Origin of the sequence: Galbibacter orientalis DSM 19592 (assembly GCF_000260115.1) — a bacterium.
Taxonomy (GTDB): domain Bacteria; phylum Bacteroidota; class Bacteroidia; order Flavobacteriales; family Flavobacteriaceae; genus Galbibacter; species Galbibacter orientalis.
Genome location: NZ_JH651379.1, coordinates 1,400,202 through 1,417,133 on the forward strand (window position 1 = coordinate 1,400,202; position 16,932 = coordinate 1,417,133).

The 16,932-nt window shown below is 33.2% G+C and carries 20 protein-coding genes; 16 read left to right on the top strand and 4 right to left on the bottom strand.

Going from position 1 to position 16,932, the window contains the following annotated elements; genetic code table 11:
- Positions 1-52 precede the first annotated feature (52 nt).
- The gene (locus JOOMADRAFT_RS06265; RefSeq protein WP_008612048.1) at positions 53-262 is read right to left on the bottom strand and encodes a hypothetical protein; all 210 of its coding nucleotides are present in this window, start codon (positions 260-262) and stop codon (positions 53-55) included.
- Positions 263-433: 171 nt separating this feature from the next.
- On the opposite strand from JOOMADRAFT_RS06265, the gene JOOMADRAFT_RS06270 reads away from it, so the two are divergent.
- The 13 genes from JOOMADRAFT_RS06270 (at position 434) to JOOMADRAFT_RS06330 (ending at position 13,172) form a co-directional block, all read left to right on the top strand.
- Entirely contained in the window at positions 434-892 is a 459-nt protein-coding gene (locus JOOMADRAFT_RS06270; RefSeq protein WP_008612049.1) for a GAF domain-containing protein, read from the top strand.
- A 110-nt stretch (positions 893-1,002) separates the two neighbouring features.
- Positions 1,003-2,535: a bifunctional phosphoribosylaminoimidazolecarboxamide formyltransferase/IMP cyclohydrolase gene (gene purH / locus JOOMADRAFT_RS06275; protein ID WP_008612050.1), complete on the top strand. Its 1,533-nt coding sequence runs from the start codon at positions 1,003-1,005 to the stop codon at positions 2,533-2,535.
- A gap of 151 nt (positions 2,536-2,686) precedes the next feature.
- Complete coding sequence (locus JOOMADRAFT_RS06280) at positions 2,687-3,715, top strand: rod shape-determining protein (protein WP_008612051.1); 1,029 nt, start codon at positions 2,687-2,689, stop codon at positions 3,713-3,715.
- A gap of 9 nt (positions 3,716-3,724) precedes the next feature.
- Complete coding sequence (gene mreC, locus JOOMADRAFT_RS06285; protein ID WP_008612052.1) at positions 3,725-4,546, top strand: rod shape-determining protein MreC; 822 nt, start codon at positions 3,725-3,727, stop codon at positions 4,544-4,546.
- Positions 4,539-5,048, top strand: a complete 510-nt coding sequence (gene mreD, locus JOOMADRAFT_RS06290; RefSeq protein WP_008612053.1) for a rod shape-determining protein MreD — start codon at positions 4,539-4,541, stop codon at positions 5,046-5,048. The genes mreC and mreD overlap by 8 nt, the downstream gene beginning before the upstream one ends.
- A complete protein-coding gene (gene mrdA, locus JOOMADRAFT_RS06295) occupies positions 5,045-6,973 on the top strand; it encodes a penicillin-binding protein 2 (RefSeq protein ID WP_008612054.1) in 1,929 nt (642 codons plus the stop codon). The genes mreD and mrdA overlap by 4 nt, the downstream gene beginning before the upstream one ends.
- Positions 6,974-8,254, top strand: coding sequence for a rod shape-determining protein RodA (rodA, locus tag JOOMADRAFT_RS06300; protein WP_008612055.1), 1,281 nt, complete (start codon positions 6,974-6,976; stop codon positions 8,252-8,254). It begins immediately after the preceding gene.
- Positions 8,255-8,539: 285 nt separating this feature from the next.
- Positions 8,540-9,778: a site-specific integrase gene (locus JOOMADRAFT_RS06305; protein WP_008612056.1), complete on the top strand. Its 1,239-nt coding sequence runs from the start codon at positions 8,540-8,542 to the stop codon at positions 9,776-9,778.
- Entirely contained in the window at positions 9,775-10,584 is an 810-nt protein-coding gene (locus JOOMADRAFT_RS06310) for a hypothetical protein (protein WP_008612057.1), read from the top strand. The genes JOOMADRAFT_RS06305 and JOOMADRAFT_RS06310 overlap by 4 nt, the downstream gene beginning before the upstream one ends.
- Positions 10,585-10,787: 203 nt before the next feature.
- Positions 10,788-11,033 carry a helix-turn-helix domain-containing protein gene (locus JOOMADRAFT_RS06315; protein ID WP_245547702.1) on the top strand — a complete coding sequence of 82 codons (246 nt, stop codon included), beginning with the start codon at positions 10,788-10,790 and terminating at the stop codon, positions 11,031-11,033.
- Positions 11,034-11,526: 493 nt separating this feature from the next.
- Positions 11,527-11,763: a mobilization protein MbpA gene (gene mbpA, locus JOOMADRAFT_RS06320; RefSeq protein WP_008612060.1), complete on the top strand. Its 237-nt coding sequence runs from the start codon at positions 11,527-11,529 to the stop codon at positions 11,761-11,763.
- Between the two features lie 93 nt (positions 11,764-11,856).
- A complete protein-coding gene (locus tag JOOMADRAFT_RS06325) occupies positions 11,857-12,714 on the top strand; it encodes a relaxase/mobilization nuclease domain-containing protein (RefSeq protein WP_008612061.1) in 858 nt (285 codons plus the stop codon).
- Between the two features lie 11 nt (positions 12,715-12,725).
- Entirely contained in the window at positions 12,726-13,172 is a 447-nt protein-coding gene (locus JOOMADRAFT_RS06330; RefSeq protein ID WP_008612062.1) for a DUF6730 family protein, read from the top strand.
- Between the two features lie 236 nt (positions 13,173-13,408).
- Here JOOMADRAFT_RS06330 and JOOMADRAFT_RS06335 read toward each other — a convergent pair whose 3' ends face one another.
- Positions 13,409-13,819 carry a helix-turn-helix domain-containing protein gene (locus JOOMADRAFT_RS06335; RefSeq protein WP_008612063.1) on the bottom strand — a complete coding sequence of 137 codons (411 nt, stop codon included), beginning with the start codon at positions 13,817-13,819 and terminating at the stop codon, positions 13,409-13,411.
- Positions 13,820-13,986: 167 nt separating this feature from the next.
- Between JOOMADRAFT_RS06335 and JOOMADRAFT_RS06340 the strand changes: the two genes are divergently transcribed.
- The 3 genes from JOOMADRAFT_RS06340 to JOOMADRAFT_RS20720 are packed head-to-tail and all read left to right on the top strand — an operon-like array spanning position 13,987 to position 14,763.
- Positions 13,987-14,292, top strand: a complete 306-nt coding sequence (locus JOOMADRAFT_RS06340; RefSeq protein ID WP_008612064.1) for a hypothetical protein — start codon at positions 13,987-13,989, stop codon at positions 14,290-14,292.
- 30 nt (positions 14,293-14,322) lie between these two features.
- Positions 14,323-14,616: a hypothetical protein gene (locus JOOMADRAFT_RS06345; protein WP_008612065.1), complete on the top strand. Its 294-nt coding sequence runs from the start codon at positions 14,323-14,325 to the stop codon at positions 14,614-14,616.
- A 12-nt stretch (positions 14,617-14,628) separates the two neighbouring features.
- Positions 14,629-14,763 carry a helix-turn-helix transcriptional regulator gene (locus JOOMADRAFT_RS20720; protein WP_008612066.1) on the top strand — a complete coding sequence of 45 codons (135 nt, stop codon included), beginning with the start codon at positions 14,629-14,631 and terminating at the stop codon, positions 14,761-14,763.
- Between the two features lie 332 nt (positions 14,764-15,095).
- On the opposite strand, the gene JOOMADRAFT_RS06360 is transcribed toward JOOMADRAFT_RS20720, so the two are convergent.
- Positions 15,096-15,713, bottom strand: coding sequence for a hypothetical protein (locus tag JOOMADRAFT_RS06360; RefSeq protein WP_008612068.1), 618 nt, complete (start codon positions 15,711-15,713; stop codon positions 15,096-15,098).
- A 30-nt stretch (positions 15,714-15,743) separates the two neighbouring features.
- Positions 15,744-16,931 carry a hypothetical protein gene (locus JOOMADRAFT_RS06365; protein ID WP_008612069.1) on the bottom strand — a complete coding sequence of 396 codons (1,188 nt, stop codon included), beginning with the start codon at positions 16,929-16,931 and terminating at the stop codon, positions 15,744-15,746.
- Position 16,932 lies beyond the last annotated feature (1 nt).

Sequence of the window (16,932 nt, forward strand, 5' to 3'; positions counted from 1 at the left end):
ACTACTAATATGTAAGCTAATTGTTTTTACTAAGGTGCTATTTTGATTGAAATTAGTCTCCTATCTTATCTATAGTTTCATCTACTTCTTCGTCAACTTTACCGTCTACCTTTTCGCCAACGCGCTCAAGAACACCTTGGTCTTCTTCTGCGGCAGGTTCTTCTTTTATAATAACTTCTTTTTCCTTTGTTGTTTCTTTACACGATACAAAAGCACCTCCTGCTATCAATAACATAGATGCACTTAATATTATTTTTTTCATTTTCTTTATTTTTAAGTTTATTCCTAAGGTAAGAAATAATTTCTAAAGTAAAAATTTTCTTGTTAAATAGGGAGGGAGTCTTCGTTTTTATAGTGAAATGATATTCTTCTTTTCAGAATACAAACTTTATAAACATTAAACTTTATTATACCTTTGTCAAAATTTTTTAAGATGACATTTGAAGATTTAAAATCTGAAGTAAAAAATATAATCAAGAGGGAAGATGCCTCAGTTGATGATAGATTAACAGGTATTTGCGAGCTTCTGCAAGAGAATGTTCCGTATTATGATTGGGTTGGTTTTTATTTCAGAAATGAAAATAAAGAAGAATTAAAGTTACGTTCGTTTGCTGGAGAGCCAACAGATCATACTATTATCCCTTTTGGAAAAGGAATTTGCGGCCAAGTGGCTGTTTCCAATAGCAATTTTGTAGTACCCGATGTAAAAGCGCAAAACAATTATATTGCATGTAGCATTTTTGTAAAAGCTGAAATTGTAATTCCACTTTTTGTAAACGGGGAAAATATTGGGCAAATAGATATTGATTCGCATACTGCAGATCCATTTTCTAAAGAAGATGAAGAATTTTTAGAATTTGTAAATAGCCAAGTAGCTTCAATTCTAAAATAAAGCATATAATAATCTAAAAACAGCTTTAATGCTGTTTTTTTCTTTTATACAGCACAACTATTTAATGCAAATAAATTACTTTTGCACAATCCAAAAACAACACAATAACAATGAATAATTTGAAGCAAGCCAAATCGGCTTTAATTTCTGTTTTCAGTAAAGACGGATTAGAACCAATTGTAAAGAAATTAGATGAGCAAGGAGTAACAATTTACTCTACTGGAGGAACCGAGAAATTTATAAAAGATCTGGGTATAAATGTGATCCCTGTGGAAGATGTTACTAGCTATCCTTCAATTTTAGGAGGGCGTGTTAAAACATTGCATCCAAAAGTTTTTGGTGGAATTTTAAACAGACAAGATCATGATGGAGATGTTGCAGAATTAGCGCAATATGAAATTCCACAGCTTGACATTGTTATTGTAGATTTATATCCGTTTGAAAAAACGGTAGCTAGTGGAGCAAGCGAGCAAGATATTATTGAAAAAATTGATATAGGAGGAATTTCTTTAATTAGAGCTGCTGCTAAAAATTTCAAAGATGTTATTTGCGTTTCTTCTATGGAAGATTATGCAGAATTTTTGGATATTATAACAACGCAAAATGGACAAACTTCAATTGAAAACAGAAAGCGTTTTGCAGCTAAAGCTTTTAATGTTTCTTCACATTATGATAGCGCAATATTTAATTATTTCAATCAGACAGAAGAAATAGAAGCTTATAAAGTAAGCGAATCTAATGGGCAAACGTTGCGTTATGGAGAGAATCCACATCAAAAAGGATATTTTTACGGAAATATGGACGAGATGTTTGATAAACTTCATGGAAAAGAACTTTCTTATAATAATTTACTAGATGTGGATGCTGCTGTAAATTTAATGGGAGAGTTTAAGAACGATGATCCAACATTTGCTATTTTAAAGCATAATAATGCGTGTGGAGTTGCAACTAGAGCAACTATAAAGGAGGCGTATGTAGATGCGTTGGCTGGAGATCCTGTTTCTGCTTTTGGAGGTATTTTAATTTCAAATACAGAAATTGATGAAGAAACTGCTGAGGAGATTCATTCTTTATTTTGTGAAGTAGTAATTGCGCCTTCATATTCTGCACAGGCTTTAGAGGTTTTAAAGGGGAAAAAGAATAGAATCCTTTTAGTTCAAAAAGATATAGAACTTCCTAAAACAACTGTTCGTTCTTGTCTGAATGGAGTTTTGGTTCAGGAAAAAGACCTTAAAACAGATGTTTTAGAAGATATTACTTATGAGACTAACAATAAACCTATCGAAAGTGAGTTAAAGGATTTATTGTTTGCTTCTAAAATTTGTAAGCATACAAAATCTAATACAATTGTTTTTGCTAAGAACTTACAACTTTGTGCGAGTGGAACAGGGCAAACAAGTAGAGTAGATGCTTTAAGGCAGGCTATTGAGAAAGCAAAATCTTTTAGTTTCGACCTTAATGGAGCTGCAATGGCTAGTGATGCTTTCTTCCCATTTCCAGATTGTGTAGAAATTGCAGATAAGGCAGGAATTACAAGTGTAATTCAGCCAGGAGGTTCCATAAAAGATCAATTAAGTATTGATTATTGTAATGAAAATAATGTTGCAATGGTGTTTACAGGAACACGTCATTTTAAACATTAATTCATTACATTTGAAAGAATTAAAACAGAAATAACCTCGCAAAGTACTTTGCGAGGTTATGAATAAAATAAACAAATAAATACCGAAATAAATATTCGGTATATTTTAGTCGCACTTTGCGGAAATAACCAGATTAATATCAGAAGAATTCATGGGATTTTTTGACTTCTTGACCGAAGAAATTGCTATAGATTTAGGAACAGCAAATACGCTAATTATTCATAACGACAAAGTGGTTGTGGATAGTCCTTCTATTGTGGCCAGAGACAGAATGACTGGAAAAATTATTGCAGTTGGTAAGGAAGCCAGCATGATGCAAGGAAAAACCCATGAAAATATAAAAACAATAAGGCCTTTAAAAGATGGTGTAATTGCCGATTTTGATGCTTCCGAAAAAATGATCAATATGTTCATTAAAGGAATTCCAGCATTAAAAAAACGTTTTTTTCAGCCTACATTGAAAATGGTTATTTGTATTCCATCAGGAATAACAGAAGTAGAAATGCGTGCTGTAAAAGAATCTGCTGAGCGTGTTAATGGAAAAGAGGTATATTTAATTCATGAGCCAATGGCTGCCGCTATTGGAATTGGATTGGATATTATGCAGCCTAAAGGAAATATGATTGTTGATATAGGTGGAGGAACTACCGAAATTGCAGTAATTGCTTTAGGAGGGATTGTTTGTGATAAATCTGTAAAAATTGCTGGAGATGTATTTACAAACGATATTATTTATTATATGCGGACTCAGCATAACTTATATGTTGGAGAAACTACTGCAGAAAATATAAAAATAGCTATTGGAGCTGCTACCGAAGATCTTGAAATTCCGCCAGAAGAAATGAGTGTTCAAGGGCGTGACCTTTTAACAGGGAAACCTAAACAAGTGCAAATTTCATATAGAGAGATTGCTAAAGCTCTGGATAAATCGATTTTAAGAATTGAAGATGCGGTAATGGAAACCCTATCTCAAACGCCACCAGAATTAGCTGCCGATATTTACAATACAGGAATTTATCTTGCAGGAGGAGGTTCTATGCTTAGAGGTCTTGATAAGCGTATTTCGCAAAAAACAGATCTTCCTGTTTATATTGCCGAAGATCCATTAAGAGCGGTAGTAAGAGGTACGGGGATAGCTTTAAAAAATCTAGAGAAGTATAAACCAATCTTAATAAAATAGAATTAGTGAATGCAACAAATTGTCAATTTTTTAATAAGGAATAAGACCTTTATTACCTTTCTATTGCTTTTTGGCTTGTCGCTATTTTTTACTTTTCAGTCACATTCATATCAAAAAACTAAGTTTGTAAACTCGGCAAATTGGGTATCTGGAAAAGTATATAGTAATTCTAATAATATCTCAGATTACTTTCATTTAAAAGAGTACAACAAGCAATTAGTAGAAGAAAACTTGCGCTTGCGTAAGCAGCTTTTAAATATTGAAGATAATGCAATAGATTCTACATTTTCTTCTGATTCTTTATTTACAAATTATAATTTGTACAATGCTTCAATTATAAAAAATAGCTTTAATAAAAGGCGTAATTATTTGCTTATAAATAAAGGGAGAAATGATAGTGTAAAGCAAGATATGGGGGTAATTACTTCCAAAGGAATTGTTGGGATTATAGAGAATAATTCTAGCAATTATGCAAATGTACAATCGGTATTAAATTCGCTTTCAGAAATAAATGCATCTATAAAGAATACTAATAATTTTGGATCTTTAAAATGGAATGGAGAAGACTTTAAAACTGTTCAGTTAGTCGATATTTTACGGTCTGCTGCCATTAAAAAAGGAGATACCGTAATAACTGGCGGAATGTCAAGTATTTTCCCCAAAGGAATACCCATTGGAACCATAGAAAATTTTGATTTGGATGTTTCTCAAAATTATTATTTAATAGATGTAAAATTGTTTAACGATATGACCACGTTAGACCATGTTTATGTTATTGAAAACCTGAACAGGGATGAGATTTTAACCCTTGAAGCTTCTATCGATGAATAATACAGCTTTTGTAACCATACTTCGATTTGTGGCGCTTGTAATTTTACAGGTGGTTATTTTTAGTAATATTAACTTTTTAGGTTATTTAAATCCGTATATCTATCTACTTTTTATCATTCTATTTCCTTTTGATAAAGACAATAGGATTTTATTTATTTTTTCAGCTTTTCTTTTAGGGTTAGCAATAGATATGTTTAGTGATAGCGGTGGCGTGCATGCAGCTGCATGTGTTTTTGTAGCCTATTTTAGACCGTTAATGATGCGGTCTGTTTTTGGGGTAAGTTATGATTATCATAATATAAAGATTGAAAAAACATATTTTGGTCAGCGTATTAATTATCTCATTATCTTAATTTTAACACACCATTTTGTACTTTTCAGTTTAGAGATATTTAGTTTTGCACATATATTGCTGATTCTAAAAAAAACCTTATTTTCTGCAATATTCACCTTAATTATGTGTTTAATCTTTATCTCACTCTTTAGTAGAAAAAGTACATGAGAAAACTTCTTTTAGCATCTATTATTATTATCATCGCTATTGTTTATATAGGGAGGCTTTCTTATTTGCAATTGTTAGATAATACCAATAAAAATCCATTAAATGATACTGCAATTAATGCAGTTTATGATTACCCAGAAAGAGGGCATATTTATGATAGAAATGGGGAGTTATTGGTGGCTAATCAACCTTCTTATGATGTAATGGTTATTCCAAGAGAAGTGAAGCCGCTTGATACTCTAGAGTTTTGCGCTTTGCTTAATATTACCAAAGAAGAGTTTGAAAAAAAATATAAGAAAGCAAGAATTTATTCTCCTAGACTTCCTTCAGTATTTGTACCGCAGCTTTCTAAAAAGGAGTATGCTATTTTGCAAGAAAAAATGCGTAAATATGAAGGTTTTTATATTCAGAAACGATCTTTAAGGCACTATATGACACATGTAGGGGCTAATGTTTTAGGGTATATAAGCGAAGTGAATAACCGTGATTTAAAAAAATATTCTTATTACCAATCTGGGGAGTTAATAGGTAGGCAAGGTGTGGAAGAAGAGTATGAAAATGTTTTGCGAGGAAGAAAAGGGGTGAAGTTTATTCAGAAAGATCGTTTTAATAGAGTTATTGGTCCTTATAAAGATGGTGTTTTTGATACGCTCCCTGTTCCTGGAAAGGATATCGTTTTGACGTTGGATAATGAGCTTCAGAAATATGGAGAAAAATTAATGATTCATAAGCGTGGAGGGATAGTGGCTTTGGATCCTAAAACGGGAGAAATATTGGCTTTGGTTTCTGCGCCTAGTTATGATCCAGACTTGTTAGTAGGGAGGAAGAGGTCAAAAAATTATACAGAGCTGTATTACGACTCCATTGCGAAACCCTTGTACGACCGAGGTTTGAATGCTATGTATCCGCCTGGTTCTCCATTTAAAACAGTGAATGCTTTAATTGGCTTGCAAGAAGGAGTTATAGATGAGAGTACAACTTTTACCTGTTACCATGGGTATCGCTACGGAAGAAATTCGTTTATGGGCTGCCACTGCCCATCTGGAACACGAAACAACTTAAGAAGAGGAATTGAAGCATCTTGTAATGCTTATTTTGCAAATACATACAGGCGAATTATTGAGAAGTATCCTACTTCTGCAGAAGGGATGAATGCTTGGGAGAAGCATGTAGAAAGTTTTGGATTAGGAAATTATCTAGGATATGATCTTCCAACGGGTCAATCTGGTAAAATTCCAGATGCAGATTATTATAACAGCGTATATGGAGAAAGACGATGGTTTGCAACAAATACATTGTCTAACGCTATTGGACAAGGGGAGGTTTTGTCTACCCCAATTCAGTTAGCAAATTTAACGGCTACTATTGCAAATAGAGGGTATTATTATACGCCACATATTATCAAAGAAATAGAAAATGATACCATACCAAATAAATTTTTAGAAAAACATCAAACCACAATTGATACTAAAAATTTTGAGCCTGTAGTGCAGGGGATGTATGATGTTTATAATAAGGGAACAGCAAGCTTGCTTAGAATTCCAGGGATTAATATTGCTGGAAAAACAGGGACTGCGGAGAATTTTACAAAAATAGAAGGAGAAAGAGTACAGCTCACAGACCATTCTATATTTGTAGCTTTTGCACCAGTAGAAGATCCTAAAATAGCTATAGCTGTTTTTGTTGAAAATGGATATTGGGGGAGTAGATGGGCTGGTAGAATTGCTAGTTTAATGATAGAAAAATATGTAAAAGGCGAAATTACCAGAACAGATATGGAGAATTATCTTTTAAAAGGTAGTTTGGAAGAAGAATATGCTAAGCCACTAAGTGGAGAATCGTTTAGGATAAACGATGGAAAAACATTTGTTAAATGGCCAGAAAAAGAAGTTATAAAGCAACCTACTAAAAAACCTTTGCCTTAAATGAGTGATTTTTTAAAAAAAGTAGACTGGTTTAGTATTCTGCTGTATGCATTATTGGTTTTTATTGGTTGGTTAAATATTTATTCCGCTTCTTTTACTGGGGAGTTAGGGAGTGTTTTAAATGCTGAAACTTATTATGGGAAGCAATTAGTGTTTATAATTGTAAGCTGCGTCCTCATTGTCCTTATTTTATCTGTAGAAGCTAAATTTTACGAACGGTTTTCTAGTATTATTTATTTGGTTTCGTTGCTATCTTTATTAGGGCTCTATGTTTTTGGGAAAAATGTAAATGGAGCAACTTCTTGGTATGCAATTGGAGGGATGACGCTTCAGCCGTCTGAGTTTGCTAAAGCTGCAACAGCTTTGGCATTGGCTAAATTTTTAAGTGATATACAAACCGATATTCAGAACCCTAAAGACTTATTTAGAGCTTTTATTATTATAAGTTTACCAGCATTACTTATCATTCCGCAGCCAGATCCTGGAAGTGCATTAGTCTATGCTGCTTTCTTTTTTGTATTGTATCGAGAAGGGTTACATCCAATGTATCTTTTAGTGGGATTGTTTGTTGTTGTTTTATTTGTGTCCACGCTACTTTATGGTACTATCTGGGTGTTTTTGGGTTGTGCATTGTTGTTAGGGTTGGTTTATTATTTCTCTAAAAAGAAAAAGAAAAAAGTATCTATTCCTCAGCTAACAATTATTTTAATTATAGCTACTGCTTTTTCGTATTCTGTTAATTTTATCTACAATAGTGTTTTTGAGCAACGACACAGAGACCGTTTTAGTTTGTGGTTACGACTAGAAGACGATCCTCTGAAACTTAATCAGATTAGAAAAACTATTGGGTATAATACGTACCAATCGGAATCTGCTATTGGTTCTGGAGGTTTTATGGGGAAAGGATTTTTAGAAGGAACAAGAACCAAAGGAAACTTTGTCCCAGAACAACATACCGATTATATTTTTAGTACAGTTGGAGAAGAGTGGGGTTTTGTAGGAACATCTGCAGTTATTCTATTGTTTTCGATGCTTATTTTAAGGTTGTTGTTTTTGGCAGAACGCCAAAAATCTGCTTTCAGCAGAATATATGGTTATTCTGTAGCATCTATCATCTTTTTTCACTTTGCAATTAATGTAGGAATGGTAATTGGTTTGTTGCCTACTGTAGGAATTCCATTGCCGTTTTTTAGCTATGGAGGGTCAGGTCTGCTAGGATTTACCGTACTTTTATTTATCTTTTTGAAACTAGATGCTAATAGAATTAACGAGTGGATGTAGGTTAATTTTGCATGAACACAACAATTGGGAATGATCCAAAATAAGCGTACAATAAAAGTCTATAAAAATAAAAAACCCTTGAAAATCAAATGATTAACAAGGGTTTTTGTACTCGAGGCGGGAGTACTATAGAACTTTTCTTATTTTATACCTCCTGTAACCCCTTATAAATCACTATATTTGGTGTATGTGAAATTTACTTAAACCTATTTTTTTTAAGTTTTTTAAAAATTTTGTCACCTTTTTTGTCACCTCTTTTGTCCAATTAAATCCATTAGTAATATTATGCAAGTTTCTTTTTATGTTGTTAAGAACAAGATTGATAAAAGTGGTCTTTCACCAGTTTATTATAGTATTACTGTAGATGGGCAGCGTATCCGTAAACAAGTTAAAGGGGTAAAATGTTCGCTTTCCCAATGGATGGAGGATAACCAACGTATCCGGCCACCAAGAAAAGGGGAAGCCTATAATTACCATATAGAGTATAATAAGAAGATAGACGAACTTGAAACAGATCTCAAAAAATTATTCAGGTACATCCTTTTAAATGAAATTACTTCCTCTAAAGAATTTATATTGGAAAAGCTCGATACCAATCTAAGTGCTACCCGTTTAAGCCATGAGTTTTGGCCTTCTTTTGTCGAGTTTATTGAAAAAAGTAAAGCTACCAAAGTAGAAAGGACTATTAAATCTTACGTAACCATCTCTAATTTTTTTAAAACTTTTGAGAAAAATACCGGTTATGCTTTGTATTTTGATACTATCAATCAAACCTTTTTTGAAAACCTACAGGAATATACTTTTCTAAAGAAAAAGTACACCAATAGTTATTTTGCCTGTATCATTAAAATTTTAAAGACGTTCATGACATGGGCATCGGATAGGGGATATCATGATAACCATGCATACAAGAAATTCAAAGCGAAAGAAGATCCCATCGAAGTGATCTTCCTTACCATAGAAGAGCTCATGACCTTATATCAGCATGAGTTTACTTCAAAGAAATTAGAACATGTACGCGACACTTACTGTTTTAGCTGTTTTACGGGACTTCGCTTCTCCGATGTCAAGCAATTACGTTCATCGAACATACAAGAAGACCATATCCGGCTTAATGTCCAAAAAACAAAGACAATAGATCAGGTTATACCCCTGAACAATTATTCAAAAGCTTTGTTGGATAAATACAAGGATACCATTTATGAACCACTACCGGTAATTTCTTCACAGAAATTTAATGAATACATTAAAAAGTGCTGTAAAGAGGCCGAAATCAATATTCTGGTAACCATTACCCGCTATATCGGACAAAGGCGGGTAGATAAGACCGCACCCAAGTATGAATTTATAACGAGTCATACCGCTCGTAAAACATTTGTAACAAATAGTTTAATTTTAGGGATGAAAGAAATAGTGATCAGGAATATTACTGGACATAAAAAGGAAAGCTCCTTTAGGCGTTATGTAAAAATCGCTGAAGATTTTAAAAGGCAGGAAATGGACAGCACTTGGAATAAGATATGAATAATTTTTTTGAACATATCGGTGTTTTGATGATAAAAATGGATGATGCAGCAAGAAGGCTTTATAATAAGATAAGGGCTTTCTTTTCTGGGAATCTGTACATTATCTTCTTTACAATACTTTTTTTATTGTTTACTTTTTTAGAAGTTAGCTTTTTTCTGAATGATTCCTATGATTGGAGTTTCCGTACTTTTTTTACCATAGCCTACATACTAATTCTTTTGGTCAGTGCCACAGCTATGTATTTTTACATTAAAAAGAGACAGGTTAAGCGGGTAAAAGACTCTTGGAAAGTAGTGGATTATAAGGAAGAGAATAATCCGGCAGTAAATTTGTCAACCAAGACAGGCTCCATTGAAATGGTATACCCGGTGGTACCTGTATATCCCTCGATCAAACTTAAGTTAAGACCCCAAGGCTACCACAACAAGGAAACCATAGGACAAAAGGATATTTTTAATTATCTAAGCGAATATTATAACCATAATTACCAGGATGAAATCCGTCATTTTGTATTCACTAATTTTGAACCGGAGCGGGGACAACAAAAGCTTCGGGGGATAAATGGTTCTTTTTCCCCGCCACCGATACTTGATAAGGCCAGCTTTATAGAACTCTTTTGGGTATTGTGCAAGGAAGAGATTATTACCAATCCCTTTTCCGATGTAGCCATGTTATTAAAAGCCATTTATCCAGGGCTTGGACAGTCCGTAGAAAAACTTCCGAGCGAGATGAAGTTTGCCACTCACTATAAAAATTCTCCTAATATCCGTACCTTTTTAAGCAAACTTAAACGAAACACTTAAAAGTAAAATGAAATACCCTAAAGTGCGTTAAAGCTACGATATCAAAGGTTTTACTGCATGGATTAAACGAACACTCAATTATACAGCGCAGTTTTATTCCAACTTTGAACTGTTGAAACAAGAGTTTAATTTAAAAAAGTTTGAAGATGGGAAACGTATTATTCTACACGCACAACAAGGAAGATTTGAAAAGAGTAGTCCGAATGGTGGTCGAAGAAATCCGAAAAACAGAAACGATACCTATCGGCAGTACCAACCCGGAAGAGGACAGGCTAACCCAAAAAGAAGCGGCAAAATTTCTGGGTATATCGGTCACCAGTCTGATCAGCTGGAAGAAAAAGGGTATGGTGCCATATTTCCAGATAGGACGGTCGGTTTTCTTTTCCAAAAAGGAATTGTTGGAGCTGGCTCGTAAGAACCCCAAACTGGTAAAACCGAGTAGGTGGTAGTAAAATAGAGACTTTTCTATGGAGGAGCACGAGAATTTATCAAAAGAAAACAAATTTTCTAAAGGACGGGAAGGCGAACAGGAAAAGACCCCCTGAAATTTTTCCTTTGTCAAAATCCAGGGCACTTTCCGGTTTAGTAAGCGGAGAAGGAAGCTTGGTTTCTAAGTTCCTTTCGGTCAGAAACCAAGCCCCTTTCGAAGTGTCTTTGCTATTTCCAACTATTTACCACTTTAACAATTTGTAAGCTATATCTATTTTAGAAAGAAGCATCACAGTAATGTTTTTAGTTGATGTATGGAGTAAGTATAAATTCATTGTACGAAGTAATTGGAGACTTGAACTACTTGGAAGTAGCTAACCACATTTTATCCGGCTGAGTAAGAATTTCAAGATGTGTTTTTGTTGCCACAAAAACCATCTTGCTTTACTCCCGAAGGTCGCAAAGGGTACAGCATTAAAAAGTGAAATACTTCCTCATATAAATAATTAAATCATGGCAAAAGCCAAAGTAAAAATAAAAGCAACCTATATCAAATTTCGGTGTACCCGATTTGAAAAGAGATTGTTACAGGTCAAAGCAAAAAGAGCAAACCTCAGTTTGAGTTCTTATTGTCGGATGACGGCTTTGGATGACAAGATCATTGAGCGGTTTACCGAAGAACAAATAGAGGTTTATAAAACCCTTATTCAGTACCATCATCATTTTAAACGCATTGGGAATCATGTTTAAAAAAAGGAATCCCAAGCTAACCGATGAAGTTTACCAACTCGCTGAAGAAATCAAAAACCATTTGCAAAATTTTAAAAAATGATAGGAAAAGGAATGGCTATAGCACATACAGGGGCTTCTATGCGTTATGGAATGAATCAGGAAAAAATGTCAGAAGTGGTCTATAAAGCACACTTAGCTGGAGAAACTCCATCAGCGGTAACCCATGAATTTAAAATTATACAAGATACCAATTCCCGTTGCCAGAAAAACACCTTGAGTTTTGTACTCAGTCCAACTGTGGAAGATGGAAAGAAATTGAGTGTAAAAAAGCTGAAGGAGCTTACCGATAGGTTTGTAAAACAAATGAAACTACAACAGCATCAAGCCATGGCTTTTGTACACCGAGATAAACAACACCTTCATGTTCATTTGTATGTAAATCGCATTGGATTTGATGGAAAGGCTTATAATGACAGTTATATAGGAAAGCACAGCCAAATGGCAGCAGAGAAAGTGGCTAAAGATATGCATTTAACCACCGCTAGAGAGGTGCAACAAGCAAAACAACAATCGCTGTTACATATTCGGGCACTTATCAAACAACAACACTTAAAAACTTTACAAACCAGACCCAAAACCGTAGATCAGTATATAAAACGCATGCAAAAACAAGGAGTTAAAGTGATCCCTGTGATTAATAAATCCAAGCAATTGCAGGGATTTCGATTTACCTATAAATCGCATAACCTAAAAGGAAGTGCTGTGCACAGAGAAATGTCAGGAGGTAAAATACTACAAGCGATTTCTTATAACAATGCAAAAGGATTAAAACTATCAAAAGAGAACACCCTTAAAATAGTAAATCAAACAGTAACCCTTAATGCTAATCTTGCAGCATCCATCGCTAAAAAAGTAGCAAAACATGTTATTAAAAAAGCTATTGACACGGGGATTGGGATTGGTTATTAAAATAGAAAGCAATGGCAAAATTAGAAGAGATAGCAGCTTTGCTGACGGAGGAAATTGAAGAATTTAATGTATCGGTAGCTAAATTAGAAGGGCTTTCAAAAAAGCTTCGTGAAGTAAAAGTGAAAGCTGATACTTCACAGATTGAAGATCTGTTGGAAACACATCTAAAAAGGCAAGCGCAATTTGAAGAGGTGCAGGCTACAAATACAAGAGACTTAATTCATAGTATGGATAAGTCCAAGCTATTTCCGAAATGGATAGTGGTATGTAGTATTATATACATCGTGCTTTTATTAGTATTGGGTTTTAGGACACTAAGTTACCGGCATACGAATCAGCAATTAAAAGATAAAAACGAACGTATAAAAAGACATTATAAAAGTTTTATAAAAGACTCTCCTGAAGTTGAAGCACACTACTTGAATTGGATGAACCCTCCTGAAAACCAAGCGAAATAGTATTAGTTATGGAAAGATTTGGGGGTATGATATGTATATTAATGATGCTATGCAATCTATAGTTTTAAAGTGAAAATAGGCGGACTCTAATTAACATTAAAAATTTTAAATACTACCAATTTAGAAAAAATGGAGGTTGCAAAGGCTAACCTTGTACAAAAAATTAAAACCATAAGTAATTCGTTCTTTTGTGAAATTACTTATGGTTTTAACATTTTAAAAATAATCATGAAAACTTATTTTTTATTTAAAAGCTTCTCTAAATAGCTGATTTTATCCTTTTCGGCTTTTAATAATTCTTGGTAGAGTTTTTTATTTTCATCAACCAACTCCATAATTTTATCGATTGGATTAAATGTTGGGTTGTATAAAACCCCATTTAAAACTGAGTTGTCATGAAAAGTATTGGACATTATATTAAGAACGGATTCCTCAGAGAAATTCTTTATAGCCTCTGATGTAACACCTAAAACTTTGGCTACCTGTTCCAGTTTTTCATCTTCAATGGTTTCACTTTGTTCTATTAGTGAAACACTTTGTTGGCTAATCCCCAGTTCCATAGCAAGGGCTTCTTGTTTCATGCCTCGTAACTCCCTGATTCGGCTAATTTTTCTGCCTATATGATTTGGTTTTGTTGCTGTACTCATAGTTTAAATATACTACTTATTCTATTTGTTTTATTAGTAAAGATAGTAGAAAATCCTCAAACAGCATTGGTAAGATACCAGATTCCATTGGTAACATACAAGCTTTTTAGGTTCGGCACACAAGAAAGACTTCTTTCCTTTATACAAGTTAACCGAAAAAACAAATCATGGCAATTCAGTTCAATTCTATCAATTACATTCATAATAATACAATATCTGGAGGGAGTATGATCTCTTATGAGTCAGGGCAGGAGTGGCTAATACTATTAAGAAGATTCATTCAGGAACAAGACAAAAGAAATCAAGCAATCCATGCATTATTACAAACCTTAATGGAAATGGAAGCAACAAAGAAAGCAGACATCCTTCCTGAAATTATGGAGTTGCTGAAAGCTAACGTAAAGTATCTTGATATTTTTAAAGAAGTCATCGAAAAAGATGGGCAGAATGGACGTGATGAAGACAACCAATAATTTTTAAAACAATAATTAAACGTTACAATTATGGAAAATGCTTATTTAAAAAATCCGGAAGATGAGTGCCCCATTGATGTCAGGAAAAACAGGTTTAAAGCATCGTTTTTGGAATTTAAGGGTTATTTAGATTTGCTTATTACTATTGAGGCATTGATAAATGGTTGCATTATGGCAACTCAGGGAGATCATTATAGCCAATCTTCTGTCGATAATTCAGGCAGTGATATTCGAAAGACATTAGAGTTTGTTAGACAACTTTTGCCGATAGAGGAAGGGGAGTATTTGGATGAATGTTATAACCTTTTGATAAAAGAACCATAAAATGTCATTTGAATGAACAACACAGTTGGAAATAACCTCCGAACACTCCACAAAAGGAAAGGGCTGACCCAAGAAGAGGTGGCAGATATGTTGCATGTCTCGCAATCTGCATACGCCCGGATGGAAAACGGTCAAACCAACCTCTGAATATTTCGGTTCTTCAGCAGAATATGCACTTCAAGTATAAAGTTGTACCAAATTGGGTTACCTTTTAGGCTTTACTCTATTAACACATAAACTTAAAGAGAATGAAAGAGTTATTTAACATTTGTGTAGACATCCTTAAAGATTTGTCCGGTTACTTTGATATTAGCTATGAAGTCATTAATATTTTATTGTTTGTAATTATTCATCCTTTAATTACCGCTATTCTTTTATTTATGGTTATAAATTTATTGAGAAAGAATAGAAGATATAGACACCCACTAAGCGATAAAAATCTCAGCTGAATTTATAGTGAAAAGATTACTATTTGCTTTTTAATGTTCCTTAATCTGTTCCCAGTTCAAAATGCTTTTTATACGACTTATGCATTGTGCAAATGTTGGTCTATGCTGTTTTATATGAGACTGAATATTATTCTCGAGCTTTATTATATCAAATTTATATCCACCTTGAATTTCTACTAAATAGTTTCTTGGATCAATTTCGAAAAGAGATTTCGATAAGCTGTCCCCTTCTTTTAAATTACCATAATATTCAACAGTTAAATATGCTAAAAGGTCTCGTTTAGTTTTACTTTCAATCTTGAACATTCTTAAACATTCGGCAAAATCTAAATAGTCCTGACATCCCTTAAAATCAGATGACTGGTTAAAACACATGTTTATATTAGTATCCTGATATATAGTCTGGAAATAACATCCATAAATTAGACTACACAATCTTTCTGGCATATTTTTTAGAGGTGTATCCGCTTTACCTAAAGGGATCTTCCTTTTAGTTTGACCTTCATAATCTACTTCATTAGTATATTTCTGAATTAACAGAACCTCTTCAATTTCAAAGATATTATATAGTTCATTTATCAATTTGTTAGCTACAAAATGACCAAGTTCATGAAAAAATACGGTTTCAAGATTTTTGTTTTTTGGCATAAATGCAAGAGAGATAATTGGTTATTGGGTTTACAAACTGGAATAAGTTTTAACTATTCTAATGTAATCATTATTCAAAAGTTTAAACATACTGTTAGGCTCAGACATTCTAGAAGACACTATTAGCTTAGAAGCCTTAATTAGTGTTATTTTTCCTTTGTCAGTTACAGTAATTAAAATTTCATTTTCATCATTTATAAAAACAACATTATCAGGAATAAATTGATGGTTTTCACCCAAACTAATTTTAATGCCTTTTCCTCCAAAAACTGTAAATCGAAAATCTATAACAGGTATTAACTTGTAATGTGCACTTTGACTATCCAAAAAGAACACTAAGCCTCCACTATTGTTAATGCTTGTAATCGAGGTTAAGCAATCACCTTCTGATAGCTCTATTAGTCTTTTATAATCAATTTTATCACGTGCACTTCTAATAACTCTTCCTTTATTTGTTACAATGATAATTTCTGAATTGGGAGGATTAAGTATCCCAGTTACAACAGCATCATTATTCAGATGATCTAAAATTTTAGTGCTTCCATGCTGTTCATAAATATGAGATATTAAGCTAAGTACTTGGGTTAAATTCTTTTTTTGAGCTACGGCCGTTTTTGTTACTATCACTAAACTAACGCCAGTTCTGTCAAACTTCTTGTTTATTGAATAGACCTTTAATATTTTTTTTCCTTTGAGCGGAATTCTTTTTTGTTTATAAAATCTATTTACTAAATCTCTTACATTAACCTTAAACACAGACTCATCATCAAGTACCATTAATACATTTGAATCTATTTCAGTAACTACAAAATCGGCAAAACGTTTTCTTTCTATATTAAGATTTCTTAATGCATCTAATAAATCTTCTTTATTTTCTACCCCTAAAGCTTTGTATCCACCACTCTTAGTTATAAAAAATAAAAAAACAGAATATTTAAATAAATTGACTTGATTGCTTACAAAGTATCTTTCCTCTACTTCAGGGATAAGTATAGAGTCTATACTTTTTTCTTTATCAACATATTTCTTTTTACTATTTTTTTTATTATAAGTTTTAGCTTTATTCTCTAAATAATCCTTACATATGATTATGACAAATACAGCCAATATAAGCATTGGTATAAACCATAAACCTTTATCAATCAATAATACCATCCAACCCAAAAATGTTATCAACATCATCCATAATGGCGGAGAATATGATTTTTTAGCTGCCATA